The following is a 24423-nucleotide window of genomic DNA, read 5'->3' on the forward strand; positions in this document are numbered from 1 at the left end:
CCCAACTTCCTTATGTATGGGGAAAATTGGCGGGACGTGGGTGTCTGGTGTGACGAAAGGTGCCGCTCTACGCTCGGTGCATGGAGCTGGAGGTGAGGCATCTGCGGGCCCTGTGCGCGATCGCGGATGCGGGCAGCCTGCACAAGGCGGCCCGGCAGCTGGGAATGAGCCAGCCCTCCTTGACGACCCAATTGAGTCGCATCGAAATGGCCCTGGGAGCGGAGCTGTTCATCCGCGAACGCACGGGCTGCCGGCCCACTCCGCTCGGCTATACGGTCCTCAGTCGCGCCCGCCCGCTCGTCGCCGAGATGTCCGCCTTGGTCAGGGAGACCAGGGCGGCGATCGCCCGCGCGGCCGAGCCTCGACTGCGCATCGGCTCCACGGCCAGCCGCGCCCTCGCCGGCTGGCTCCGACGCCTGCGGCAGCGGCTGCCCGAAGGCACGGACCTGTCCCTCCACATGAACGTTTCGGCCGGCGCCCTGCTGCGTATGGTCGCCGCCGGGCGGCTCGACGTCGCGTTCGTCCACGAGGTCGAGGGCTGCCCGCTGATGGTGCCCGACGGCCTGGAGGAACGCGTCCTGATCGAGCGCGAGCCGCAGTTCGTCTCCATGACCCGGGACCACCCCGCCGCAGCGGCGGACGTCGTCGACATCGCGGACCTCGCCGAGGACCGCTGGATGGTCGACCCGACGGTCGACGGCGAATGGGACGGACTGCGCCGCGTCCTGGCCGCGGCCGGCATCGACCCCCCGGTCCTGCACGCGGATTACCACACGACGGCGACCCTCATCGTGGTCGGCGAGGCGATCGCCCCCTGCCAGCCCACCACCGGTCCGCGCGACGACATGGTCATCCGCCCACTGCGCGGCGACCCGCTGGCCGTGCGGCTGCTGCTCTACTCACGACCCGGCGCCTGCCCGGACAAACAGGAACTCCTGTTCGGCGAACTGGCCGCGGCCTACCAGGAGGTGGCCCTGCGCGCACCCGCGTACCGCCGGTGGCTGGTGCGGAACCGGAGCCCGTTGCTCGCACCCCGGTGGCCTGAACCCCACGGCGGCGAGTGCGACGAACCTTCGGTGGCTCGTTCCTGACACGTCGCCGCAGCATCAGGGGGCTCGTCCGGTGCCCCTTGCCTGCCGTTCGGCGAACGGCCGGAGACAACCGCACCCGGCCCGCCGTGGACGCCGTGTTCGGCGGCCTGCGGGCCGGGTGCGGCCGGGGTGGAGTCCGAAGGGGTTCAGGCCTTCTTGGTCTCCCAGAAGATGCGGTCGATCTCCGCGATGAGCTCCAGCGCCTTCTCGCCCGTCTTCGGGTCGGTCGACGCCTTGGCCGCGGACAGTGCCTTCAGGGTCTCGTTGACCAGCTGGTGCAGCTGCGGGTACTTCTCGAAGTGCGGGGGCTTGAAGTAGTCGCTCCACAGCACCGAGACGTGGTGCTTGGCGAGCTCCGCACGCTGCTCCTTGATGTCCGTGGCACGGGCCTGGAAGTGCGGGTCGTCGTTCGCGGCCATCTTCTCCTGGACGGCCTTGACCGACTCGGCCTCGATACGGGCCTGAGCGGGGTCGTAGACGCCGCAGGGGAGGTCGCAGTGGGCGCTGACCTTCACCCGGGGGGCAAACAGGCGGGAGAGCATTGAGCTGTCCTTCCTCGTGATCGTCTTCTCAGGTGGGAGATTACTCCGTGAGAGTCCGGTTTTCGCGAGTGCCCCTGGGGCTTAGGTCAAAAGTCCGGGGTGGGCGGGACGTCCGGGGAAACTACGGTGGGAGCCGGGACGCGGCGCGAGGGGGCCCTCGATCGGTACCGGGAGGCGGACGATGACGGATCTGGGGCGGGAGCCGGGAGCGCCCTTCGGGATCGCGGAGGTGACGGGTCCCTCCATGCATCCCACATTGACGCACGGTGACCGGCTGCTCGTGCACTACGGCGTCGCCGCGTTCCGGGCCGGGGACGTGGCGGTGATGCGGCATCCGCTGCAGCAGGACCTGCTGATCGTGAAACGGCTCGTCGAGCGCCGCGAAGACGGTTGGTGGGTGCTGGGCGACAACCCGTACACCGAGGGCGACAGCCGGCTCTTCGGCGCCGTTCCCGGCGATCTGCTGCTGGGGCGGGTCCGGGTCCGCTACCGGCCGCGCGGGCAGGATCAGCGGTCGCTGCGCTCCTTCGCGGTCTGGCTGCTGTCCGCCGTGCGGCCCGTGCTCTCCGAACGCTCGGTCTCCAGGCGCTTGCGGGCACGGTAGGCCGCGACGTTCGCGCGCGTCGCGCAGCGGTCCGAACAGTAGCGGCGCGAGCGGTTGGTGGAGGTGTCGAGGTAGGCGTTGCGGCAGGGCGCGGCCTGGCAGAGGCCGAGCCGGTCGGCGCCGAACTCGGTGAGGTGGAAGGCGAGCCCCATGGAGGCGATCGCCGCATAGCCGGCCGTCGCGTTGGACGGATGCTCGGCGAGGTGCATGTGCCAGCGGGGCCGGCCCTCCTCGTCGAGGTGCTCGTGGCCCGAGATCTGCGGGCTGACCGGGAACTCCAGCAGCAGCGAGTTGAGCAGGTCGACGGCCTGGGTCTGGTCGCCGGCGTCTGCGGCGCCGAAGACGGCGCGCAGTCTGGCCCGCACGGAGCGGAACCGTGTCACATCGGCGTCCGTGGCGCGGCGTGCGGCCTGGGTGGACGCGCCGAAGAGCTCGCGGACCGCCTCGACCGACGTGAGCGTGTCCTTGTTGCGAGCCGGCTCCTCGGTGTTGACCAGACGCACGGCGTAATCCGAGTAAGAGGCCAGTTCCACTTGTAGTCCTTACGGATGGGGTCTAGTGTCGGCGTCGGAGAGGTAATGGCTGCTTCTTCGTACAGGGTATTACGAACGGGAGGGGTTCCGATGGCGGAGTACGCGGCGGAGACGGCGACCGGGACGGACTGGCAGGCCTGGCAGGAGAGCTGGGACCGCCAGCAGGAGTGGTACCTGCCCGACCGCGAGGAACGGTTCCGGGTGATGCTGGACATGGTCGAAGCCGTGGCCGGTCCCGAGCCGAGGGTCCTTGACCTCGCCTGCGGTACGGGAAGTATCACGGACCGGCTGCTCAAGCGGTTCCCGAACGCGGTGAGCGTCGGGGTGGACCAGGATCCGGCCCTGCTGACCATCGCGGAGGGGTACTTCGCGGGCGACGACCGCGTCAGCTTCGTCACCGCGGACCTCATGGACCCGGACTGGGCCGAGGCTCTCCCGCACGACTCGTACGACGCGGTCCTCACCGCCACCGCCCTGCACTGGCTGCGCCTGGGCCCTCTGGCCACGCTCTACGGCCGGCTCGCAGGGCTCGTCAGGGACGGCGGGGTCTTCATGAACGCCGACCACATGAAGGACGAGACCACCCCGCGCATCAACGCGGCCGAGCGCGCCCACCGGCACGCAGCCATGGACCGGGCCAGGGCCGCCGGAGTGCTCGACTGGTCCGAGTGGTGGGCCCTGGCGGCCAAGGACCCGGTGCTCGCGGGACCGACGGCCCGGCGGTTCGAGATCTACGGCGAGCACGCCGACGGAGGTTTCCCGTCGCTCGACTGGCATGCACGCACCCTGCGCGCGGCGGGCTTCGCCGAGGCGCGCGGCGTCTGGGCTTCCCCGTCCGACTCGATGGTGCTCGCGGTCAAGTAGGTCCCGTCCGGGCCTGGGAGCGGCTGCCGACCCGTCCGGGCGTCATCAATCCACAGCGGTGGCGGTTACGCGGGCTCGGCCACCGGCGCGCTGAGGTCTCGGCCACCGGGGCGCCGAGGTTCCCGGAAACGGTGCCGGGCGGGGCCGTGCCCGGACGTGCGGCGGGCCCCCTCCGTTCGATGTCCGATGCGGAGAGGGCCCGGCAGGCCGTGGCGACGGCGTCGCCCGTCAGGTCACAGGACCTTGGACAGGAATGCCTTCGTCCGCTCGTGCTGCGGGTTCGTCAGCACGTCCCGCGGGTGACCGGACTCGACGACCACGCCGCCGTCCATGAACACCAGGGAGTCGCCGACCTCGCGGGCGAAGCCCATCTCATGGGTGACGACGACCATCGTCATGCCGTCCTCGGCGAGGCCGCGCATGACGTCCAGCACATCGCCCACCAGCTCCGGGTCGAGGGCCGACGTCGGCTCGTCGAAGAGCATCAGCTTCGGCTCCATCGCCAGGGCACGGGCGATGGCGACACGCTGCTGCTGGCCGCCGGAGAGCTGGGAGGGGTAGTTGCCGGCACGGTCGGCGAGGCCGACGCGGTCGAGCAGCTTGGCGGCTCGCTCACGGGCCACCGCCTTGCTCTCGCCCTTCACCTGGATGGGGGCTTCCATGACGTTCTCGAGGGCGGTCATGTGCGGGAACAGGTTGAAGCGCTGGAAGACCATGCCGATGTCCCGGCGCTTGAGGGCGACCTCGCTGTCCTTGAGCTCGTAGAGCTTGTCGCCCTTCTGGCGGTAGCCGACGAGCTCGCCGTCGACGTAGAGCCGGCCCGCGTTGATCTTCTCCAGGTGGTTGATGCACCGCAGGAAGGTGGACTTGCCCGAGCCGGAGGGGCCGATAAGGCAGAACACCTCCCGGGGAGCGACCTCGAGATCGATGCCCTTGAGGACTTCGATGTGGCCGAAGGACTTGTGGACGCCCTCGGCCTTCACCATGGCGGTCATGCCGCGGCTCCCTTCGGGCGGCGCACGGAGAACACACCGGCCTTGATCTTCTGCCAGGGGGTGGGCGGCAGGCTCCGGCTGGAGCCCCGTGCGTAGTAACGCTCCAGGTAGTACTGGCCGACGCTGAGGACGGAGGTCATGATCAGGTACCAGGCCGCGGCGAGGAAGAGCATCTCGACGGGGGCGCCGGACGTCTGACCGATGTCCTGGGCCTGGCGCAACAGCTCGGAGTACTGGACCACCGACACCAGGGAGGTGGTCTTGAGCATGTTGATGACCTCGTTGCCCGTGGGGGGCACGATGACCCGCATCGCCTGGGGGATGACCACACGGCGCAGGGTCTTGGTGTGGCTCATGCCCAGGGCGTGCGAGGCCTCGGTCTGGCCCTCGTCGACCGCGAGCAGACCGGCGCGGCAGATCTCGGCCATGTAGGCGGCCTCGTTCAGACCCAGTCCCAGCAGCGCGGTGAGGAACGGGGTCATGAAGTCGGACCACTCGTCCCGGTAGAACGGTCCGAGGTTGATGTACTCGAAGACCAGGCCGAGGTTGAACCAGACGATGAGCTGGACCAGGACCGGGGTGCCGCGGAAGAACCAGATGTAGAACCAGGCGATCGAGGAGGTCACCGGGTTCTTCGACAGGCGCATCACCGCGAGCAGGATGCCGCCGATGATGCCGATGGCCATCGACAGGATGGTCAGCAGCAGGGTGTTCCCGACGCCTTCGAGGATGCGCTGGTCGAAGAAGTACTCCGGGATCGCATCCCAGTTGATCTTGCCCTGCGAGAAGGCGTAGACGATCGCCGCGAAGAGCGCGATCGCCACGACGGCGGCGACATACCGGCCGTAGTGCCGCACCGGAATGGCCTTGATGGCCTCCGGTCCGGCCTTCGGCGTCGGCGGTGTGTCCTCCGGACCCGTCTTATCGATGTCGACAGTCACGTGGAGCCTTTCAGTGCTTCTGTGCCGAGTCAGGTTCCGACCGGGGTCAGGAACCGCCGTTGACCTTCGCCTCGGTCACAGCGCCGGCCTGCACACCCCACTTGGAGATGATCTTCTGGTACTCGCCGTTCTTGATGATGGCGGCCAGCGCGGCCTGGAGCGCGTCGCGCAGCTCGGTGTTGCTCTTGGCCACCGCGATGCCGTACGGAGCGGCCTCGACCTGCTCGCCGACGATCTGGAAGTCGTTACCGCCGCCGGAGGTCTTCACGGCGTAGGCGGCGACCGGGAAGTCCGAGGAGCCGGCGTCGGCGCCACCGGCGCGCAGACGGGTCTGGGCCTGCTGGTCGTTGTCGAACGCCTCGATCGCGATCTTGCCCTTGCCGGCCTTGGTGCACTTGGTGTTCTCGGCCTTGGCGAGGTCCTCGGAGACCGTGCCGCGCTGGACGACGATCTTCTTGCCGCACAGGTCGGCCCAGGTCTTGATGCCCTTGTCGTCGCCCTTCTTGGTGTAGATCGAGACACCGGCGGTGAAGTAGTCGACGAAGTCGACACCCTCGCCGACCTTCTTGCCGGTCGTGGAGTCCACGCCGTTCTGGCGGTCCTTGCTGTCGGTCATGGCCGACATGGCGATGTCGTAGCGCTTCGAGCGCAGACCCGTGATCAGGGTGTCGAACGTGCCGTTCTCGAACTCGAACTTCACACCGAGCTGCTTGCCCAGCGCATCGGCGACGTCGGGGTCGATACCGACGACCTTGCCGGAGCCGTCCTTGAACTCGACCGGCGGGTACGCGATGTCCGAGCCGACCTTGATGACGCCCTTGGAGCGGACGGACGCGGGCAGCTTGTCCGCGAGCGGAGCGGCGGACGTGGAGTTGTTCTCCTGCTTGGCCCCCTGGGTCTGGTCACCGCAGCCGGTGAGTACCAGGGCACCGGTGACCGCGATCGCGCCGACCGCGGCGATCCGGGACCTGGCGGCGGTCGTACGACGAGTGGTGCTTGCGGTCATGATTGTGGTCCTCCGACAGGTCAGGGAGTAGCCAAAGTCGGTCGCGAACTCACCTTCGAGTGTCACGACCCTGTGTGTTTCCGGCATCTTGCCATTCGGGCTAGCCCATTCAGTGGCCTCCGCATGTCAAAATCGGATAACGGGTGACCCCCGAACCGCGACAGGCCGGTACATCACGACCGGACCGGCCGCATCATCTGCGGCTTTACCTTCCAATGACGGAAAAATCTTCGGAACGTCTCGTGATTCGGACGATTTCGGGGAGTAACGACGAGCGGACAGCTTGTCACTTGTCGACTAATACAGCTTATGCGGCTTATGTCGCTCTCGGTCTCCTGCCGAGGGCCCCGAGCCGGGCTAATGGACTCGTCGCCGGTACCGTCCGTCAGGTAAGAAGGATCCTTACACCCCTCATCCGGGGCTCAGGGCGCGTTGTGCGGCGCGCCCGCGCGTACGTACCTCCCCCTGGCGGGCGGGCCAACCCGCCCAGTGCAGGGAACGGACGCGGTGCCCGCCCACCCCTCCTCAACCAGGAGTGGCCACCCTCAACTGATGAAGACTTAAGGGGTCAACCAAAAATGGCAGCGGAGATCGTCAATCCCCACAGCGAGAGCGGTACGGAAGCGGAGGGCGCCGCCGGAGACTCCGGCGAACCCTTCGATCCCGCCTTCGCCCTGCACCGCGGCGGCAAAATGGCCATCCAGACCACGGTGCCCATCAGGGACAAGGACGACCTGTCCCTCGCATACACGCCCGGCGTCGCCAAGGTGTGCAGTGCCATCGCCGAGCAGCCGGACCTGGTCAACGACTACACCTGGAAGTCGCAGGTCGTGGCGGTCGTCACGGACGGTACGGCCGTGCTCGGCCTCGGTGACATCGGTCCGGAGGCCTCGCTCCCCGTGATGGAGGGGAAGGCGATCCTGTTCAAGCAGTTCGGCGGCGTCGACGCGGTGCCGATCGCGCTCGCGACCACGGACGCCGACGAGATCGTGGAGACCGTCGTCCGCCTCGCTCCCTCCTTCGGCGGAGTGAACCTGGAGGACATCTCGGCGCCGCGGTGCTTCGAGATCGAGCGCAAGCTGCAGGAGCGCCTCGACATCCCGGTGTTCCACGACGACCAGCACGGCACCGCGGTCGTGACGCTCGCCGCCCTGCGGAACGCGGCGAAGCTGACCGGCCGGGGCCTGGGCGATCTGCGCGCGGTCATCTCGGGCGCAGGCGCCGCGGGTGTCGCCATCGCCAAGTTCCTGCTGGAGGCCGGGCTCGGCGATGTCGCCGTCGCCGACCGCAAGGGCATCGTGAGCCGTGACCGCGAGGACCTCACACCGGTCAAGCGGGAGCTCGCCGAGCTCACCAACCGCGCGGGTCTGAGCGGATCGCTGGAGTCGGCACTGGCCGGCGCCGACGTCTTCATCGGCGTTTCCGGCGGTACGGTGCCGGAGACCGCGGTCGCCTCGATGGCGGAGGGGGCCTTCGTCTTCGCGATGGCCAACCCGAACCCGGAGGTCCACCCCGACGTGGCGCACAAGTACGCCGCGGTCGTGGCGACCGGCCGCAGCGACTACCCGAACCAGATCAACAACGTGCTCGCCTTCCCGGGCATCTTCGCGGGCGCGCTGCAGGTGCGCGCGTCCCGGATCACGGAGGGCATGAAGATCGCGGCGGCGAACGCGCTCGCCGACGTGGTGGGCGACGCGCTCGCCGCGGACTATGTGATCCCGTCCCCCTTCGACGAGCGGGTCGCCCCGGCGGTCACGGCCGCCGTGGCCGCGGCCGCCCGCGCGGAGGGCGTGGCGCGGCGCTGACGGCCCCCAGCGGCCTTCGACCGGGCCGTGCCGGGCACCTTGCGGGGTGCCCGGCACGGCCCGTCGCCGTTGCGGGCCACGAGCGGTCCGGAGCAGGTGAACCGGGCGGTGAAAAGAGGGCGTGTGTCACACCGGCGCACAGTTCCCGCCGCGTACCGGACCGCCCTATCGTCAAGGTCATGTTCGCTGCCTACGCCGCCCGCATCGACCGTGACCAGCCACTGACCGGACTTGAACTGGGTGAACGCCCGGCGCCCGAAGCACCCCCCGGCTGGACGGTCGTGAACGTCAAAGCCGCGTCCCTCAACCACCACGACCTGTGGTCGCTGCGGGGCGTCGGCCTGTCCGAGGACAAGCTCCCGATGATCCTCGGCTGCGACGCCGCGGGTGTCGACGCCGACGGCAACGAGGTCGTGATCCACTCCGTCATCGGCCAGACGGGCCACGGCGTCGGCCCGAACGAGCCCCGGTCCATCCTGACCGAGCGCTACCAGGGCACCTTCGCCGAGCAGGTCGCGGTGCCCGCCTGGAACGTGCTGCCCAAGCCGAAGGGGCTCTCCTTCGAGGAGGCGGCCTGTATGCCGACCGCCTGGCTGACGGCGTACCGCATGCTCTTCACCAACGCCGGCGTGCGCCCCGGTGACTCCGTGCTCGTCCAGGGCGCGGGCGGCGGTGTCGCCACCGCGGCGATCGCGCTCGGGAAGGCGGCCGGGCTGCGCGTCTTCGCCACCAGCCGCGACGAGGCCAAGCGCAGGCGGGCCGTCGAACTGGGCGCGGTCGACGCCTTCGAGCCGGGTGCCCGGCTGCCCCAGCGGGTGGACGCGGTCATCGAGACCGTCGGCGCGGCCACCTGGTCGCACTCGGTCAAGTCCCTGCGGCCCGGCGGCACCCTGGTCATCTCCGGAGCGACCAGCGGCGACCGCCCCTCGCACGCCGAGCTCACCCGGATCTTCTTCCTCGAGCTGAAGATCGTCGGCTCCACCATGGGTTCCAAGGACGAGCTGGAGGACCTGCTGTCCTTCTGCGCTGCCACGGGTGTGCGTCCGATGATCGACGAGGTGCTGCCGCTGGACCGGGCACGCGAGGGCTTCGAGAAGCTGGCGTCCGGGGAGCTGTTCGGAAAGATTGTCCTGACCCAGTCTTGATGGTCCGTCAGGTCCACTGATGGGATCTCCGGCACTGCCATACGCGTCGTGCCGGAGGTCGCCGTGCACCACCTTCTCGCCGTTGCCGTCTGCTCCCTCGTCCTGGCCGCGAGCGCACCCGCCACTCCGGCCGGTGCCGCTCCCGCCGTCCCGGCCGGGGGCCCTCCCACTCGCGTGGCGGGCACCGGGCCTTCGGATGTGCCCCGGCTGACCGACGATCAGGGGCGGGTCCTCACGCTGCGCGGCTGGAACATCGAGGACAAGAACCACCGCGGTGACCAGGCCCTGTCCGCGATCACCGAGCGGCATCTGAGGGACATGCGCGCCCAGGGCTTCGACTTCGCCCGGCTGCTGGTGTTCTGGGACGATCTCGAGCCGGTGCGCGGACACTACAGCGAGGCGTATCTCCGCAAGATCGAGCGGATCCTCGGCTGGGCCGAAGAGCACGGCATCCAGGTCGTGATCGATGCGCACCAGGACGTCTTCGGCCCGGCTTTCGGCCACCGGGGTACACCGGAGTGGGCGACCCGTACCGATGGGCTGCCCTTCACCCCGCACCCCGACGACTGGTTCGCGGAGTACTTCGAGCCCGCCGTGCAGCGGGCCTTCACGCACCTGTACGAGGATCCGGATCTGCGGCGCGCGCAGGCCCGGATGTGGCGGGTGCTGGCCGGACGCTTCGCGGACCACCCCGCCGTGCTCGGCTACGACCTGATCAACGAACCGATGGGGGAGATGGCGCAGGGCGAGGACCTGCCGGCCGCCGCCCGGCGCATCGAACGCGAGCAGCTCACGCCGATGTACAACCGGCTGGCGAAGGCGGTCCGTTCGGCCGACCGGAACAACTGGCTCTTCGTCGAGCCGACGCCCATCGTGGGCGAGGGCGTCCCGACCGGACTCGGAAAGATCAAGGACCACAGGGTCGTGTACGCCCCGCACTTCTACAACGGGGCGATGGAGGCGGGCGCGGACTACGACCCCGCGGCCGGCTGGATCGAGGCCTACGAGGCCGCCGTGACCGCGTACCCGAAGGCCTACCGGGTCCCGGTCGTCGTGGGGGAGTGGGGCCCCCTGAACAACTCCCTGCCGAACATGGGCCGCTTCTACCGCGAGGCGCTGGCCTCGCTCGCCCGCTACAGCTCGGGCTGGGCGGGCTATGTCTGGTGCTACGGCGGCGGCTACTGCGCCGTGGACGACGAGGGCCGCTTCCGTACCAACAAGGAGCAGACGGCGGCGCCGTACGCGCCGGCGGTCGCGGGAGCGGTGCGCGGCGAGTCGTGGGACTCCCTGGCGGGCGTGTACAGGCTGTCGTACGAGGCCCGTCCGGGCGTCACCCGGCTGTCACTGCCGCCGAGTGCGCGGGGGTGGAGCATCGAGGTGTCCGGGGGCACGCGGCGCGGCGACCGGGTGTTCGCCCGGCCCGGGGCGCGGGTGCACATCGACGTCCACCGGCGCTGACCCGATCGGGTTCGGGGTCCCGGACCGCCGGGAGCACGGCGGCGCCTTCCGCCGTCGGTACCGCGCGAGTCTCTTCGGGAAGGCCGCTCCGTCTGCGTACCCTCTCCTGACCATGGCGTCACCGGGAAGCGTGAGGAGTCGTGAATGCGGGAGATGAGCGAACAGGAGTGGCGCTCCTTCGTGCTCACCGGCACGAGGACCGGCAAGCTGGCGACCAGCCGTTCCGACGGCAGGCCCCATGTGACGCCCGTCTGGTTCCTGCTCGACGAGGAGTCCGGCGGTGCGGGAGGGCCCGGTCTGGTCTTCACCACGTGGCACGAATCCCTCAAGTACAAGTCCCTGCGCCGTGATCCGCGTTTCTCGCTGTGCGTCGACGATCAGGAACCTCCGTTCTCCTATGTGATGCTGGAGTGCACGGCGAGCTTCACCGACGACCCGCGCGAACTGTCGGACTGGGCGACCCGGATCGCCGCCCGCTACATGGGCGAGGCCCGGTCGCGGAGTTACGGCGAGCGCAACGCGGTCGCCGGGGAGTATCTGGTCCGTGCACGGGTGGACCGGGTGGTCGCACGCCATGGCATCGCCGGGTAGACCCGGGAAGGCTTCCCACGCAGCGGCTGCGGGCGGAACGGGCAGGGGGCCGTTCCACCTTCAGCTCTTGCGCAGGAGCGCGAGGATGTGGGCGGCCGCCGACGACAGGTGGCGGCGGGCCTCTTCGAGCTGAGCCGGCGTCACGCCGTGGTCGCGTGCCGCGTCGCGGACGTCGTCGCGCAGGCGGTCCAGGAGGCGTTCCAGGTCGCGGGCCGGGTCGCCTGAGTCCGCGGCGTCCTTCGCCCAGCCGGGGTCCGCGTCGGCCGGTTCCGGCTTGATGAACGGGGGCCATGCCGTCGTCCCGCGGGCCAGGCTGCCCAGGTGGCCGGTGAGTTCGGACAGGCCCTCGCGGACACCGCTCGGCCAGTCGCCCCGCGCGAAGTGGCCCTGGACCTGCTCCTGGACCTGCCGGGCGATGAACCGGACATCCTCGCGGGCCCGCTCCTGGGCCTCCCGGGCCTGGCGGCGCGCGGTCTGCGCCTCCTCGCGGGCGCGGCGCGACTCGTCCTTCGCCCGGCGGGCCTGCTCCTTCCATTCCTCCTTGGCCCGCCGCATCTCCTCCTTGGCCGTGCGCCAGGCATCGCCGTCACCGAGGCCCGCGTCCCCGCGCCGGCTCTCCGACGCGGCGGCCTGCATCTCCCTGCGGAGCCGGCCCGCCGCGCCGCGTACGTCGTCGCGGATCTCCGCGGCCAGTTCCGAGACGGACTCGCGGATCTCCACTTCCAGGTCGGCGAGTTCCCCGCCGCGGCCCGCGAGCTCCTCCCGGCCGGCGTCGGTGATCGAGTACACCTTGCGGCCGCCCTCGGTGGCATGGGTGACGAGGCCTTCGGCCTCCAGCTTGGCCAGCCGCGGGTACACCGTGCCCGCGGACGGCGCGTACAGCCCCTGGAAGCGTTCCTCCAGCAGGCGGATGATCTCGTAGCCGTGGCGGGGTGCCTCGTCGAGCAGCTTCAGCAGATAGAGGCGGAGCCGTCCGTGGGCGAAGACGGGGGGCATGTCAGAGCACCTTTCCGGTGGGGGCGGCGGCCTCGCCGGTCTCGTCCTCGGTGTGCGGGCGGCGCAGCAGGGCGATGGAGCCGGAGACCGTCGTGGCCTTGAGCGAGCCGTCGCCGGAGCCCAGCGTGCCGGTGATCTTCTTGGTGCCCCATATCCCCGTGACCCGCAGGTCCTCGAAGGCGTTGGACAACGCCCCGCTGGTGGTGTTGGCCTCGATCCGGGCGTCCGCGGGGTGCGGAAGCCGGATCGCGACCTCACCGGAGACGCTGGTGACCCGGACGTCCGTCGGGGTCCCGTCGAGGTCGATCACCATGTCGCCGCTGACGGTCTCCGCCCGTACCGAGGGGCCGGCGCCGTCGATCACGGTGAGATCGCCGGACACGGAGTTGAAGCGCAGCTCGCCGGTCACCGCCTGGGCTTCGAGAGCGCCCGACACCGTCTCGGCATGGATCCTGCCGGACAGCCGTACCAGTGTGGTGTCCCCGTTGACGCCGCGTACGTCCGTACGGCCCTGGATGCCCGAGACGACCGCCCCGGCACCCACGACGCCCACCTCGACGGCGGCGCTCGACGGCACCGCGAGGGACACCACGGCGTGGCGCTGCCAGCGCTTGCGGTCGAACAGCTTGATGAAGTCCTTCCACGGCACGTCCTCGTAGGCCACCGTGAGTGTGGACCCGCTGCGGGTCACGATCAGCGGCGGGCCGTCGAGCTCGGAGACCTCCAGGCGGGCGGTCTCCTCGTCGGTGCCGACCACGTTCACCGCCCCGTTGACGATGCGCACGCTGAGAGATGTCACGGGTTCGTCGAACACGAGCTTCTGGGGCTCGGCAACGGTCCACGTCGACTCTGGCATGGTGCTGACCTCCCGGCGGCCTGACGCAACATATCGCGACTGCTGATGTAGATACGATATATCGCGAGACATTGAAGTCAAGAGGTATCGCAACAGGTGTCAGCCGGCACGACGACGGGCCCCGGTGCGTGGATGAACCGCACAGGGGCCCGGAAAGGGACAGGCTTCGGCAGGCCTACTCGTCGTCCTCGTCGTCGAGCCGCGCCAGCCAGGTGGCAAGCCGCTCGACGGGCACCTCGAAGTCCGGATTGAGGTCGACGAACGTGCGCAGCTGCTCGGCGAGCCACTCGAAGGTGATCTCCTCCTCGCCGCGCCGCTTCTCCAGCTCCTCGATGCCACGGTCGGTGAAGTACATGGGAACAGCCTAATAGGCCCATGGCGAGCCGCCGTCCGCCGCCGCCGGCGCCATCGCGGACGCGGACGCGGACGCGGACACGGACGCGGACGCGGACACGGACGCGGGACGCGGACGCGGGACACGGACACGGGACACGGACACGGAGAACGGGACCGGCCCCCACCACGCCGTCGCGTGAGTGGGGGGCCGGTCCCGTCGATCACGAGTGGATCAGCAGCCGGTCGGCAGCCGATCAGGCCTCGAAGACCTCGCTCACCAGCTGCTGCTGCTCCGCCTGGTGGCGCTTGGCCGAACCGACCGCCGGCGACGAGGAGTGCGGCCGCGAGATACGGCGCAGTCGCTCGCCGTGCGGCACGTCCGCGCCGACGGCCAGGTCCAGGTGGTCGATCAGGTTGAGCGCGATGAACGGCCAGGCACCCTGATTCGCCGGCTCCTCCTGGGCCCACAGGTACTTCTCGGCGTTCGGGAACTTGGCGATCTCGGCCTGCAGTTCGGCACCCGGCAGCGGGTACAGACGCTCGAGGCGGATGATCGCCGTGTCCTTCGCACCGCGCTTCTGACGCTCGGCCTCGAGGTCGTAGTAGACCTTGCCGGCGCAGAAGACGACCCTGCGGACATCGGCCGGGTTCAGCGCGCCGGAGTCAATCGCCGTGTCGCCGATGACCGGACGGAAGCCGCCCGTGGTGAACTCCTCCGCCTTGGACGCCGCGGCCTTCAGACGCAGCATCGACTTCGGCGTGAAGACGATCAGCGGCTTGTGATGCGGGTTGTGGACCTGCCAGCGCAGCAGGTGGAAGTAGTTCGACGGCAGCGTCGGCATGGCGACCGTCATGTTGTTCTGCGCGCACATCTGGAGGAAGCGCTCCGGGCGGGCGGACGAGTGGTCCGGGCCCTGGCCCTCGTAGCCGTGCGGCAGCAGCAGCGTGACGCCGGAGGTCTGGCTCCACTTCTGCTCGGCCGAGGAGATGAACTCGTCGACGACGGTCTGCGCGCCGTTGACGAAGTCGCCGAACTGGGCCTCCCACATGACCAGCGCGTCCGGACGGGCCAGCGAGTAGCCGTACTCGAAGCCCATCGCCGCGTACTCGCTGAGCAGCGAGTCGTAGACGTTGTAGCGGGCCTGGTCGTCGGACAGGTAGAGCAGCGGGGTGTAGTCCTCGTTGGTCTCCTGGTCCACGAGCACCGCGTGGCGCTGGCCGAAGGTGCCGCGGCGGCTGTCCTGGCCGGCCATCCGGACCGGGGTGCCCTCCATCAGCAGCGAGCCGATTGCCAGGGTCTCGCCCATGCCCCAGTCGATCGTGCCGTCCTCGACCGAGGCCGCGCGGCGCTGCAGCTGGGGCATCAGACGCGGGTGGACGGTGACGTGGTCCGGGATGTTGACCTGGGACTCGGCGATCCGCTTGACGATCTCCTGGGAGACCCCGGTGGTAACCGACACCGGGAACTCGGCCTGGGCGTCCGGGACATGGGCCGGGGCCGGGTGGCTGGTGGCCTCGCGGACCTCCGCGAAGACCTTCTCCAGCTGGCCCTGGAAGTCCTGCAGCGCCTGCTCGGCCTCTTCCAGCGTGATGTCCCCGCGACCGATGAGCGACTCGGTGTAGAGCTTGCGCACCGAGCGCTTCTTGTCGATCAGGTTCACCATCTGCGGGTTGGTGAACTGCGGGTTGTCGCCCTCGTTGTGACCGCGGCGGCGGTAGCAGATGAGGTCGATCACGACGTCCTTGTTGAACGTCTGGCGGAACTCGAAGGCGAGCCGCGCCACACGGACGCAGGCCTCCGGGTCGTCGCCGTTCACATGGAAGATCGGCGCCTCGATCATGCGGGCCACGTCGGTCGCGTACATCGACGAACGCGACGACTCCGGGGCGGCGGTGAAGCCGACCTGGTTGTTGATGACGACGTGGACCGTGCCGCCGGTGCGGTAGCCGCGCAGCTGCGACATGTTGAGCGTCTCGGCGACGACACCCTGGCCCGCGAAGGCCGCGTCACCGTGCAGGGCGATCGGCAGGACGGTGAAGTCCGTGCCGCCCTTGTTGATGATGTCCTGCTTGGCGCGCACGACACCTTCGAGGACCGGGTCCACGGCCTCCAGGTGCGAGGGGTTCGCGACCAGGCTGACCTTGATCTGCTCGCCGTCGAGACCGGTGAAGGTGCCCTCGGCGCCCAGGTGGTACTTCACGTCGCCGGAGCCGTGCATCGACTTCGGGTCGAGGTTGCCCTCGAACTCGCGGAAGATCTGCGCGTACGACTTGCCGACGATGTTCGCCAGGACGTTGAGACGGCCGCGGTGGGCCATGCCGATGACGACCTCGTCCAGGCGGGACTCGGCGGCGGAGTCGATGACCGCGTCGAGCAGCGGGATGACGGACTCGCCGCCCTCCAGCGAGAACCGCTTCTGGCCGACGTACTTGGTCTGCAGGAAGGTCTCGAAGGCCTCCGCCGCGTTGAGCCGGCGCAGGATCCGCAGCTGCTCCTCGCGCTCCGGCTTGGCGTGCGCACGCTCCACGCGGTCCTGGATCCACTTGCGCTGCTTCGGGTCCTGGATGTGCATGAACTCGATGCCGGTGGTGCGGCAGTACGAGTCGCGCAGCACGCCGAGGATGTCGCGGAGCTTCATCATCGACTTGCCGCCGAAGCCGCCGACGGCGAACTCGCGCTCCAGGTCCCACAGGGTGAGCCCGTGCTCGGTGATGTCCAGGTCGGGGTGCTTGCGCTGGCGGTACTCCAGCGGGTCGGTGTCGGCCATGACGTGGCCGCGGACCCGGTAGGAGTGGATCAGCTCGAAGACACGGGCGGCCTTGGTGACGTCGTCGTCGTGCGAGGCGTCGATGTCCTTGAGCCAGCGGACCGGCTCGTAGGGGATGCGCAGGGCCTCGAAGATGTCGTCGTAGAAGCCGTTCTCGCCGAGCAGCAGGTTGGCGACGACCCGCAGGAACTCGCCGGAAGCGGCACCCTGGATGACCCGGTGGTCGTACGTCGAGGTCAGGGTCATGACCTTGGAGATGCCCAGCTTGTTCAGGGTGTCCTGGGAGGTGCCCTGGAACTCGGCCGGGTAGTCCATCGAGCCGACGCCCATGATCACGGACTGGCTGGGCATCAGACGTGGCACCGAGTGGACCGTGCCGAGGCCGCCCGGGTTGGTCAGCGAGACGGTGACGCCGGTGAAGTCGTCCATCGTCAGCTTGTTGTTGCGGGCGCGCCGGACGATGTCCTCGTATGCCTGCCAGAACTCGAAGAAGTTCAGCGTCTCGGCCTTCTTGATCGCCGCGACGACGAGCTGGCGGTCGCCGTTGGGCTTCACCAGGTCGATGGCCAGGCCGAGGTTGATATGCGGCGGCTTGACCAGGACCGGCTTGCCGTCCTTGTCGCCGTACGACCAGTTCATCGCCGGCATGGCCTTGATCGCCTGCACCATCGCGTAGCCGATGAGGTGGGTGAAGGAGATCTTCCCGCCCCGGGCGCGCTTGAGGTGGTTGTTGATGACGATCCGGTTGTCGAAGAGCAGCTTCACCGGGACCGCGCGGACGGAGGTGGCCGTCGGCAGCTCCAGCGAGGCGTTCATGTTCTTCGCGACGGCGGCGGAGGGGCCGCGCAGGGGGAGCATCTCGGGGCCCTCGGGCGCCGGAGCGGCCGGCTCGGCGGCCTTGGCAGCGGGCTTCGCCACGGCGGGCTTGGCCGGGGCTGCGGGAGCGGCTGCGGCGGGCTTCGCCGGAGCGGCCGGGGCCGGAGCGGCGGCGGGCTGGGCCGGGGCTGCGGGAGCGGCGGCGGGCTTCGCCGGAGCGGCCGGCGCCGGAGCCTGTGCGGTGCTCGGCGTCTGCTCGGCGGCGGGCGGGGCCGTGGCCTCCGCCGCCCCCGCGGCAGCGGATCCGGTGGTGGCCGAACCGCCGGGCTTGTAGTCGGCGAAGAAGTCCCACCAGGCTCGGTCGACCGAGTTCGGGTCCTGGAGGTACTGCTGGTAGATCTCGTCGACGAGCCACTCATTGGGACCGAACGCGGCAGCGGGGTGCTTCCCCTGCCCGTCAGGGTCGGTCGAAGTGCTCGAGTTACTGGGGGACTGAGACGACACGGCGGCAACCGCCCTCTTCCGCTTCACAAGGTGATGGACAGCGGAAATAAAGGCTACGCCTCCCCGGCCGGGAGGTGCAGGCCGGGCACGTCCTTCGTCGCCTAAGTCACACCGGATGGTCGGTTTCGGCGTAGGAAATGGCGGGAAACAAGCGTGGTTCCCCGTGAAACGGGTGCACGACAGCGGGGCTGCGGCCCCGTGGCCCACACCCCCTGGCCGCACATTCGCCGAATGTGGACCTCCGCTTCGAACCCTACGTCAACCGCGACGCGGGGGTGCTCCCGGAAGAGTGACGAGAATCCGGCAGCCGCGTGTCGATTCGGCCACTCCGATGCGCCCTCCGTGCAGTTCCACGGCCCAGCGGGCGATCGCCAGGCCCAGGCCCGTACCGCCGTCGCTGCCCGGCCCGTGCGGGGACGGGACGCTGCCGCGGTTGAAGCGCTCGAAGACCTTGTGCCACTCCGACCGCGGGATGCCGGGGCCCTCGTCCTGCACCTCGAGGTCCAGCGACTCCGCCTGGGGCCCGCGGCGGGCACGGACCGTGACCCGGCCGTGCGGCGGGGAGTGCTTCACGGCGTTGTCGATGAGATTGGCCACGACCTGGTGCAGCCGCTCGGCGTCCGCGTGCGCGGTCAGCTCCGGCGGCGACACGTCGAGATGCAGATGGACGTCCTTGCGGGTGTGGCTGCCCGACCCGGAAGGGAGCCCGCGCTGCCCGGCGGCCAGATTGGCCTCCTTCAGCACCCCCGACAGATAGGGCCACACCTCGAAGCGCCGTGTCCTCAGCGTGACCACACCGTTGTCGAGCCGGGACAGGTCCAGCAGGGTCTCGACCAGCCGGCTGAGCCGTTCCGTCTGCTTGAGCGCCGTGCGCATGGTCTCGGGGTCGGCGGCCGACACCCCGTCCACGACGTTCTCCAGCACCGCGCGCAGGGCCGCGATGGGAGTGCGCAGCTCGTGGGAGACGTTCGCGACCAGTTCCTTGCGGTGCCTGTCCACGGCCTCGAGGTCGTCCGCCATCAGATTGATGGTCGTCGCGAGGTCGCCGAGCTCGTCACGCCGGTCGGCGCCGCTCACCCGGCGGGTGTAGTCGCCGTGGGATATCGCCTTGGCGACGGTGTTCATCTCGTCCAGCGGGGCGGTCAGACCGTGCGCCACGAACTGGGTGATCAGCAAGGTCGTGATCATCGCGAAGACCGTGATGTACCGCAGCTCGGCGCCGGTCCTGAAGGCGACCAGCGCCAGCCCGGACGTGATCAGCACCGACACCACGACCAGGGCGCCCAGCTTGGTCTTGATCGAGATCTCGACCGAGCCCAGCTCGGACCGCAGCCGGCTGAGCTCGGGCCGGAGCCGGTTCAGCCGTCGGCCCTGCCCGCTCATGGTGCCGGGGTCTCCAGCGCGTAGCCGACGCCGTGGACCGTGCGGATCCGCTCGGCGCCGATCTTGCGGCGCAGTGCCTTGATGTGGCTGTCGACCGTGCGGGTGCCGGAGGCGTCCGCCCAGTCCCAGACCTCGGCGAGCAACTGCTCCCGGGAGAGCACCGCGCGCGGCGTGTTCGCCAGGCAGACCAGCAGATCGAACTCGGTCGGCGTGAGGTGGACGTCCTCGCTCTTGACCCGCACCCGGCGCTGCGCGTGGTCGATCTCCAGCTCGCCGAGGCGCAGGATCCCGCTGCGCGGCGTCACGGCCGCGAGCGCGGCGCGCTCCACCCGGCGCAGCAGGACGTGCACCCGGGCCGCCAGCTCACGCATGGAGAACGGCTTGGTCATGTAGTCGTCGGCACCGACCCCGAGGCCCACCAGCATGTCGGTCTCGTCGTCGCGGGCCGTCAGCATCAGCACCGGCACCGGTCGCTGCGCCTGCACCCGGCGGCACACCTCCAGACCGTCGAAGCCCGGCAGCATCACGTCCAGGACCATCAGGTCCGGCTGCCATGCCTCGGCGGCGTCGACGGCGGCCGGGCCGTCCGTCGCGGTCTGCACCAGGAAGCCCTCGGCGCGCAGCCGCGCGCTGATGGCCTCGACGATGGTGGTGTCGTCCTCGACCACCAGCACCCGGCGCTGGGCGCTGGCCGTCGAGTACGCCGCGGCGCCGTTGTTGCTGGTGTGTGTCTGGTCCATCGCCCCGCCCCTGTCGCGCACTGCGAGCTGCGTGTAGATCGGTGTGTCAGGTCAGTCAGCAGCGTAAAGGCATCGATCGCCTCCCGGCTACGCAGGGCGAACGGCGAGATGGACCACGTCAGGTACGCCTCGGGCAACGCGGATCTCTTCGGTTCTAACCCCGGTGAATCCGGCATTCCGCAGCGACTCCTCGAAAGCGGCGGACGGCCGTGCCGACCATACGGCGAGCACTCCGCCCGGCGTCAATCTGCGTGCGCAGGCGGTCAGTCCGTCCGGTGAGTAGAGGCTCGCGTTGTCCTCGGTGACGGTCCAGTCGGGGCCGTTGTCGATGTCCAGGCACAGCGCGTCGTATGTTTCCGAAGCGTTATGGAGATGACCGACGAGATCCACGGCGAGGATCTCGGTACGCGGATCGGCCAGCGCCTCCGCGGTGATGGCGGACAGCGGGCCGCCGCGATGCCAGTCGATGATCGCCTGCTCCCGCTCGACCACGGCGATTCCGGCCCAGCCGGGGTCGGCGGCGGCGTGGGCGAGTGAGAAGCCGGCGCCCAGGCCGCCGATGAGCAGCCGGGGCTCCCGGCGCCGGCCGAGGGCGCCGCGCGCGGCGTCGATCAGCAGCCGTTCGGAGCGGCCGTCGGAGGTGTCCATGAGGAAGCAGCCGTTGGCGATGATCTCGTACACGGGGCCGTTCCCATGCCCGTTCCCGTGTCCGGCGCCGTCCCGCCGTCGCAGAACGACCTCTCCGTAGGGCCCTTCGCGCCGGTCGAGGGTGACGGGTCCGTCCGGTAGGACAGGCCCGGCAGGCGCGGTGAACGTGGACGGTTCGGGGAACGGCATGGCGAGGACCTCCGGCGGCTGGCGGGACGACACGGATCACGACCATCCTGTCGGCGCCGGGACCGGCGGGACAAACCGATTCCCGCGCGCCACCGGCCGCGCCCTGACCGCGATGGTCCTCCCGGGCGCCGACGGCTCTGGGGTGGCGCCCGGTTCGCGGCCGGCCAAATGCCCTGTGTGGTACAGATCATGGACGGGGTGGGTGGTGATCGCGTTGGCTGGGCAGAGTCCGGGAGCCCGGTCAGGGCCGCCCGGCGGCAACGGCGACCCACGAACGTAAGGAGCCATGCGTGGTGCAGCGGCCCCAGCTACGTGACCGGCCGCGCGCGTTGCCGCGTGAACTGCTGGGCGGCGTGCCCCCAAGGCGCGTGGCACCGGCCGGCGGGCACGACACGACCGTGCCCGTGCTGCCCGCGGTGGACGGACCGCGATGCGCGCCCGCGTCCGCGGGGAGGATCCGCCGGCGAGCGCGGCTTCTGCCCACTCCGATCGGCACGCCTTTCGCCTTCGGCTATGCGCTCGTGCTCATCGCCACCTCCCTCTTCGCCGAGTACGGCGATCCGGCCACCGTCGCCGGGCTGCTCCAGGGGTCCAGCACGGATGTCGCGCATCTCGTCACGGCGCCCGTGATCGTGCTCGGGGCCAGCGCCCTGTGGGTCGCGGGCGGGCTCGTGTCGGCCTATGCGATCGGCTTCGTGTTCGTCGTCCCCGCGCTGGAGAGGCGCATCGGGGGCGTGCGTACCGCCGCGGTGTTCCTGGGCGGCCATGTGGTGGCCACGCTGGCGACGGAAGTCCCGGTCGGACTGTCCGTGCTGGCCGGGCAACTGCCCGACTCGTCGCTGCAGCGGCTCGACTACGGCATCAGCTTCGGCGTGCTGGCCTGCGCGGGAGCGCTGGCGGGGCTGTTCACTCCGGCGACGCGAGCGGCGGTGCTCGGCGGGGTGACGGTCGTTCTGCTGAACGACCTGCTCGGCTACGAGGATCCGGTCAGCAACTGGGGCCATCCGCTGGCACTGCTGGCCGGGATCGCCACCTGGCCCCTCGTGCGCCTCTGGACGCGCCGCCAGGCCGTCGCCCCAGGGTGACCACCCGGTGCCGCGCCGATCGCTCACGGCGAACACCCGTCGGGGAACATCCCGAGCACCTTCTGCATTGAGTCCATACAACTCAACTTGAATGCAGAAGGGGAGATCATGGCTGCTGAGTCCTCGCCGCACAACGCCGCGCTCACTCTGCCTGTGCTGCCGCTCGACGACGAGGTCGTGCTGCCCGGGATGGTGGTGCCGCTCGACCTGTCCGACGCCGATGTGCGGGCGGCGGTGGAGGCTGCCCAGGCAGCGGCCGGCAGCCGGCCCGGCAAGCCGAGAGTGCTGCTCGTGCCGCGCATCGACGGCACGTACGCCGCGACCGGAGTCCTCGGGACCGTCGAACAGGTCGGCCGGCTTTCCGACGGCGATCCCGGCGCCCTGATCCGCGGACGCAGCCGGGTGCGCATCGGCGCCGGCACCACGGGCCCCGGCGCCGCACTCTGGGTCGAGGGAACCGCCGTCGAGGAGACGGTGCCCGCCCCGGTTCCCGGGGCGGTTTCCGAGCTCGTCAAGGAGTACAAGGCGCTCGCCACCAGCTGGCTGAAGAAGCGCGGCGCCTGGCAGATCGTCGACCGCGTGCAGCAGATCGACGACGTGTCCGCCCTCGCCGACAACTCCGGGTACTCGCCCTTCCTCACCACCGCCCAGAAGGTGGAACTGCTGGAGACCAGCGACCCGGTGGCCCGGCTCAGGCTCGCCACCGACCAGCTGCGCGAGCACCTCGCCGAGCAGGACGTCGCGGAGTCCATCGCCAAGGACGTCCAGGAGGGCGTCGACAAGCAGCAGCGCGAGTTCCTGCTGCGCCGTCAGCTGGAGGCGGTCCGCAAGGAGCTGCGCGAGCTGAACGGCGAGTCCGAAGGCGACGAGTCCGACGACTACCGTGCCCGGGTCGAGGCCGCCGACCTGCCAGAGAAGGTGCGCGAGGCCGCCCTCAAGGAGGTCGAGAAGCTCGAGCGGTCGAGTGACCAGAGCCCCGAGGGCTCCTGGATCCGCACCTGGCTCGACACCGTCCTCGAACTGCCGTGGAACGAGCACACCGAGGACGCGTACGACATCCGGGGCGCCAGGGCCGTACTCGACGCCGAACACGCGGGCCTCGACGACGTGAAGGACCGGATCACCGAATACCTGGCGGTGCGCAAGCGGCGCGCCGACCGGGGGCTGGGCGTGGTCGGCGGGCGGCGCGGGGGCGCGGTGCTCGCGCTCGTCGGCCCGCCCGGTGTCGGCAAGACCTCGCTCGGCGAGTCGGTCGCCCATGCGATGGGGCGGAAGTTCGTCCGGGTCGCCCTCGGCGGCGTCCGGGACGAGGCGGAGATCCGCGGCCACCGGCGTACGTACGTGGGCGCGCTGCCCGGCCGTATCGTCCGCGCCATCAAGGAAGCCGGGTCCATGAACCCGGTGGTGCTGCTCGACGAGATCGACAAGGTCGGCTCCGACTTCCGGGGCGACCCGGCGGCGGCCCTGCTCGAGGTCCTCGACCCCGCGCAGAACCACACCTTCCGCGACCACTACCTGGAGGTCGAACTCGACCTGAGCGACGTCGTCTTCCTGGCCACCGCCAATGTGCTGGAGGCCATCCCGGAGGCGCTGCTCGACCGGATGGAGCTGGTCAGGCTCGACGGCTACACCGAGGACGAGAAGGTCGTCATCGCCCGGGACCATCTGCTTCCGCGCCAGCTGGAGCGGGCGGGCCTTGCGGACGGCGAGGTCGGCATCGACGAGTCCGCGCTGCGCAAGCTCGCGGGGGAGTACACCCGTGAGGCGGGCGTACGGAACCTGGAGCGCTCGATCGCCCGGCTCCTGCGCAAGGTCGCCGCCCAGCACGAACTCGGCGACCGGAAGCTGCCGTTCACCGTCACGGACGAGGATCTGCGCGCGCTGATCGGCCGGCCGCACCACGTCCCCGAGTCCGCGCAGGACCCGGCCGAGCGCCGCACCGCGGTGCCGGGCGTGGCCACCGGTCTCGCGGTCACCGGCGCCGGCGGTGACGTCCTCTACGTCGAGGCGTCACTGGCCGACCCCGAGACCGGGGCCGCCGGACTGACCCTGACCGGGCAGCTGGGCGACGTCATGAAGGAGTCCGCGCAGATCGCGCTCAGCTTCCTGCGCTCGCACGGCGCCGAGCTGGAGCTGCCCGTCGCGGATCTCAAGGACCGGGGTGTGCACATCCACTTCCCCGCGGGCGCGGTCCCCAAGGACGGCCCGAGCGCCGGAATCACGATGACGACGGCGCTGGCATCGCTGCTGTCGGGGCGACTGGTCCGCACGGACGTGGCGATGACCGGTGAGGTCTCGCTGACCGGACGGGTGCTCCCGATCGGCGGCCTGAAGCAGAAGCTGCTGGCCGCCCACCGGGCGGGGACCACGACCGTGGTGATCCCCAAGCGCAACGAGGCCGACCTGGACGACGTGCCCGCCGAGGTGCTCGAGAAGCTGGAGGTCCACCCGGTGACGGACGTGCGGCAGGTGCTCGAGATCGCCCTCGCCCCGGCGGAGGTGCCGGTGACCGCGGCAGCGTGATCCG

General features: G+C 70.1%; 21 protein-coding genes. 9 read left to right on the top strand and 12 right to left on the bottom strand.

From position 1 onward, the window contains the following. Positions 1-80 precede the first annotated feature (80 nt). Positions 81-1091, top strand: a complete 1011-nt coding sequence (locus ACTWOL_RS25070) for a LysR family transcriptional regulator (protein ID WP_474299034.1) — start codon at positions 81-83, stop codon at positions 1089-1091. A 146-nt stretch (positions 1092-1237) separates the two neighbouring features. On the opposite strand, the gene sodN is transcribed toward ACTWOL_RS25070, so the two are convergent. Beyond that, positions 1238-1633: a superoxide dismutase, Ni gene (gene sodN / locus ACTWOL_RS25075; protein WP_474299035.1), complete on the bottom strand. Its 396-nt coding sequence runs from the start codon at positions 1631-1633 to the stop codon at positions 1238-1240. 181 nt (positions 1634-1814) lie between these two features. Here sodN and sodX point away from each other — a divergent pair, with 181 nt between their 5' ends. Further along, complete coding sequence (gene sodX / locus ACTWOL_RS25080; RefSeq protein ID WP_474299036.1) at positions 1815-2237, top strand: nickel-type superoxide dismutase maturation protease; 423 nt, start codon at positions 1815-1817, stop codon at positions 2235-2237. Here the strand turns inward: sodX and ACTWOL_RS25085 are convergent. Beyond that, a complete protein-coding gene (locus ACTWOL_RS25085) occupies positions 2141-2770 on the bottom strand; it encodes a CGNR zinc finger domain-containing protein (protein ID WP_474299037.1) in 630 nt (209 codons plus the stop codon). The genes sodX and ACTWOL_RS25085 overlap by 97 nt on opposite strands. Before the next feature lie 90 nt (positions 2771-2860). On the opposite strand from ACTWOL_RS25085, the gene ACTWOL_RS25090 reads away from it, so the two are divergent. Then, positions 2861-3634, top strand: a complete 774-nt coding sequence (locus ACTWOL_RS25090) for a class I SAM-dependent methyltransferase (protein WP_474299038.1) — start codon at positions 2861-2863, stop codon at positions 3632-3634. Between the two features lie 233 nt (positions 3635-3867). Here the strand turns inward: ACTWOL_RS25090 and ACTWOL_RS25095 are convergent, their stop codons facing one another. Genes ACTWOL_RS25095 through ACTWOL_RS25105 form a run of 3 tightly spaced genes read right to left on the bottom strand, consistent with a single transcriptional unit; the run spans position 3868 to position 6576 of the window. Then, complete coding sequence (locus ACTWOL_RS25095) at positions 3868-4629, bottom strand: amino acid ABC transporter ATP-binding protein (protein WP_474299039.1); 762 nt, start codon at positions 4627-4629, stop codon at positions 3868-3870. Beyond that, a complete protein-coding gene (locus ACTWOL_RS25100; protein ID WP_474299040.1) occupies positions 4626-5570 on the bottom strand; it encodes an amino acid ABC transporter permease in 945 nt (314 codons plus the stop codon). Before ACTWOL_RS25100 ends, ACTWOL_RS25095 begins: the two co-directional genes overlap by 4 nt. 46 nt (positions 5571-5616) lie before the next feature. Further along, complete coding sequence (locus ACTWOL_RS25105; protein ID WP_474299041.1) at positions 5617-6576, bottom strand: ABC transporter substrate-binding protein; 960 nt, start codon at positions 6574-6576, stop codon at positions 5617-5619. 692 nt (positions 6577-7268) lie between these two features. Between ACTWOL_RS25105 and ACTWOL_RS25110 the strand changes: the two genes are divergently transcribed. The 4 genes from ACTWOL_RS25110 to ACTWOL_RS25125 all read left to right on the top strand — a co-directional run bounded on the left by ACTWOL_RS25110 (position 7269) and on the right by ACTWOL_RS25125 (position 11575). Next, positions 7269-8381, top strand: coding sequence for an NAD(P)-dependent malic enzyme (locus ACTWOL_RS25110; protein ID WP_474301254.1), 1113 nt, complete (start codon positions 7269-7271; stop codon positions 8379-8381). Between the two features lie 179 nt (positions 8382-8560). Beyond that, positions 8561-9526: a zinc-binding dehydrogenase gene (locus tag ACTWOL_RS25115; protein WP_474299042.1), complete on the top strand. Its 966-nt coding sequence runs from the start codon at positions 8561-8563 to the stop codon at positions 9524-9526. A 48-nt stretch (positions 9527-9574) separates the two neighbouring features. Next, entirely contained in the window at positions 9575-10984 is a 1410-nt protein-coding gene (locus ACTWOL_RS25120; RefSeq protein ID WP_474299043.1) for a glycoside hydrolase family 5 protein, read from the top strand. Positions 10985-11128: 144 nt separating this feature from the next. Continuing rightward, the gene (locus tag ACTWOL_RS25125) at positions 11129-11575 is read left to right on the top strand and encodes a PPOX class F420-dependent oxidoreductase (RefSeq protein WP_474299044.1); all 447 of its coding nucleotides are present in this window, start codon (positions 11129-11131) and stop codon (positions 11573-11575) included. A 60-nt stretch (positions 11576-11635) separates the two neighbouring features. Here the strand turns inward: ACTWOL_RS25125 and ACTWOL_RS25130 are convergent, their stop codons facing one another. The 7 genes from ACTWOL_RS25130 to ACTWOL_RS25160 form a co-directional block, all read right to left on the bottom strand. Then, positions 11636-12571 (bottom strand): PadR family transcriptional regulator, encoded by a 936-nt coding sequence (locus ACTWOL_RS25130; RefSeq protein ID WP_474299045.1) that lies wholly within the window; start codon positions 12569-12571, stop codon positions 11636-11638. 1 nt (position 12572) lies between these two features. After that, the gene (locus tag ACTWOL_RS25135; protein WP_474299046.1) at positions 12573-13427 is read right to left on the bottom strand and encodes a DUF4097 family beta strand repeat-containing protein; all 855 of its coding nucleotides are present in this window, start codon (positions 13425-13427) and stop codon (positions 12573-12575) included. Positions 13428-13602: 175 nt separating this feature from the next. After that, positions 13603-13782, bottom strand: a complete 180-nt coding sequence (locus ACTWOL_RS25140; RefSeq protein ID WP_028420339.1) for a DUF6104 family protein — start codon at positions 13780-13782, stop codon at positions 13603-13605. 235 nt (positions 13783-14017) lie between these two features. Further along, the gene (locus ACTWOL_RS25145) at positions 14018-17851 is read right to left on the bottom strand and encodes a multifunctional oxoglutarate decarboxylase/oxoglutarate dehydrogenase thiamine pyrophosphate-binding subunit/dihydrolipoyllysine-residue succinyltransferase subunit (protein ID WP_474299047.1); all 3834 of its coding nucleotides are present in this window, start codon (positions 17849-17851) and stop codon (positions 14018-14020) included. 258 nt (positions 17852-18109) lie between these two features. Next, on the bottom strand, positions 18110-19234 hold the full coding sequence (locus tag ACTWOL_RS25150; protein WP_474299048.1) for a sensor histidine kinase: 1125 nt from the start codon (positions 19232-19234) through the stop codon (positions 18110-18112). Further along, positions 19231-19974, bottom strand: coding sequence for a response regulator transcription factor (locus tag ACTWOL_RS25155; RefSeq protein ID WP_474299050.1), 744 nt, complete (start codon positions 19972-19974; stop codon positions 19231-19233). Before ACTWOL_RS25155 ends, ACTWOL_RS25150 begins: the two co-directional genes overlap by 4 nt. 87 nt (positions 19975-20061) lie before the next feature. After that, complete coding sequence (locus ACTWOL_RS25160) at positions 20062-20811, bottom strand: spermidine synthase family protein (RefSeq protein ID WP_474301255.1); 750 nt, start codon at positions 20809-20811, stop codon at positions 20062-20064. Between the two features lie 290 nt (positions 20812-21101). Between ACTWOL_RS25160 and ACTWOL_RS25165 the strand changes: the two genes are divergently transcribed. Together ACTWOL_RS25165 and lon are read left to right on the top strand one after the other, a co-directional pair. After that, positions 21102-21896 carry a rhomboid-like protein gene (locus tag ACTWOL_RS25165; RefSeq protein ID WP_474299051.1) on the top strand — a complete coding sequence of 265 codons (795 nt, stop codon included), beginning with the start codon at positions 21102-21104 and terminating at the stop codon, positions 21894-21896. Between the two features lie 108 nt (positions 21897-22004). After that, positions 22005-24419, top strand: coding sequence for an endopeptidase La (gene lon, locus ACTWOL_RS25170; protein ID WP_474299052.1), 2415 nt, complete (start codon positions 22005-22007; stop codon positions 24417-24419). Positions 24420-24423: the final 4 nt, after the last annotated feature.

Source organism: Micromonospora sp. IBHARD003, from assembly GCF_056106285.1.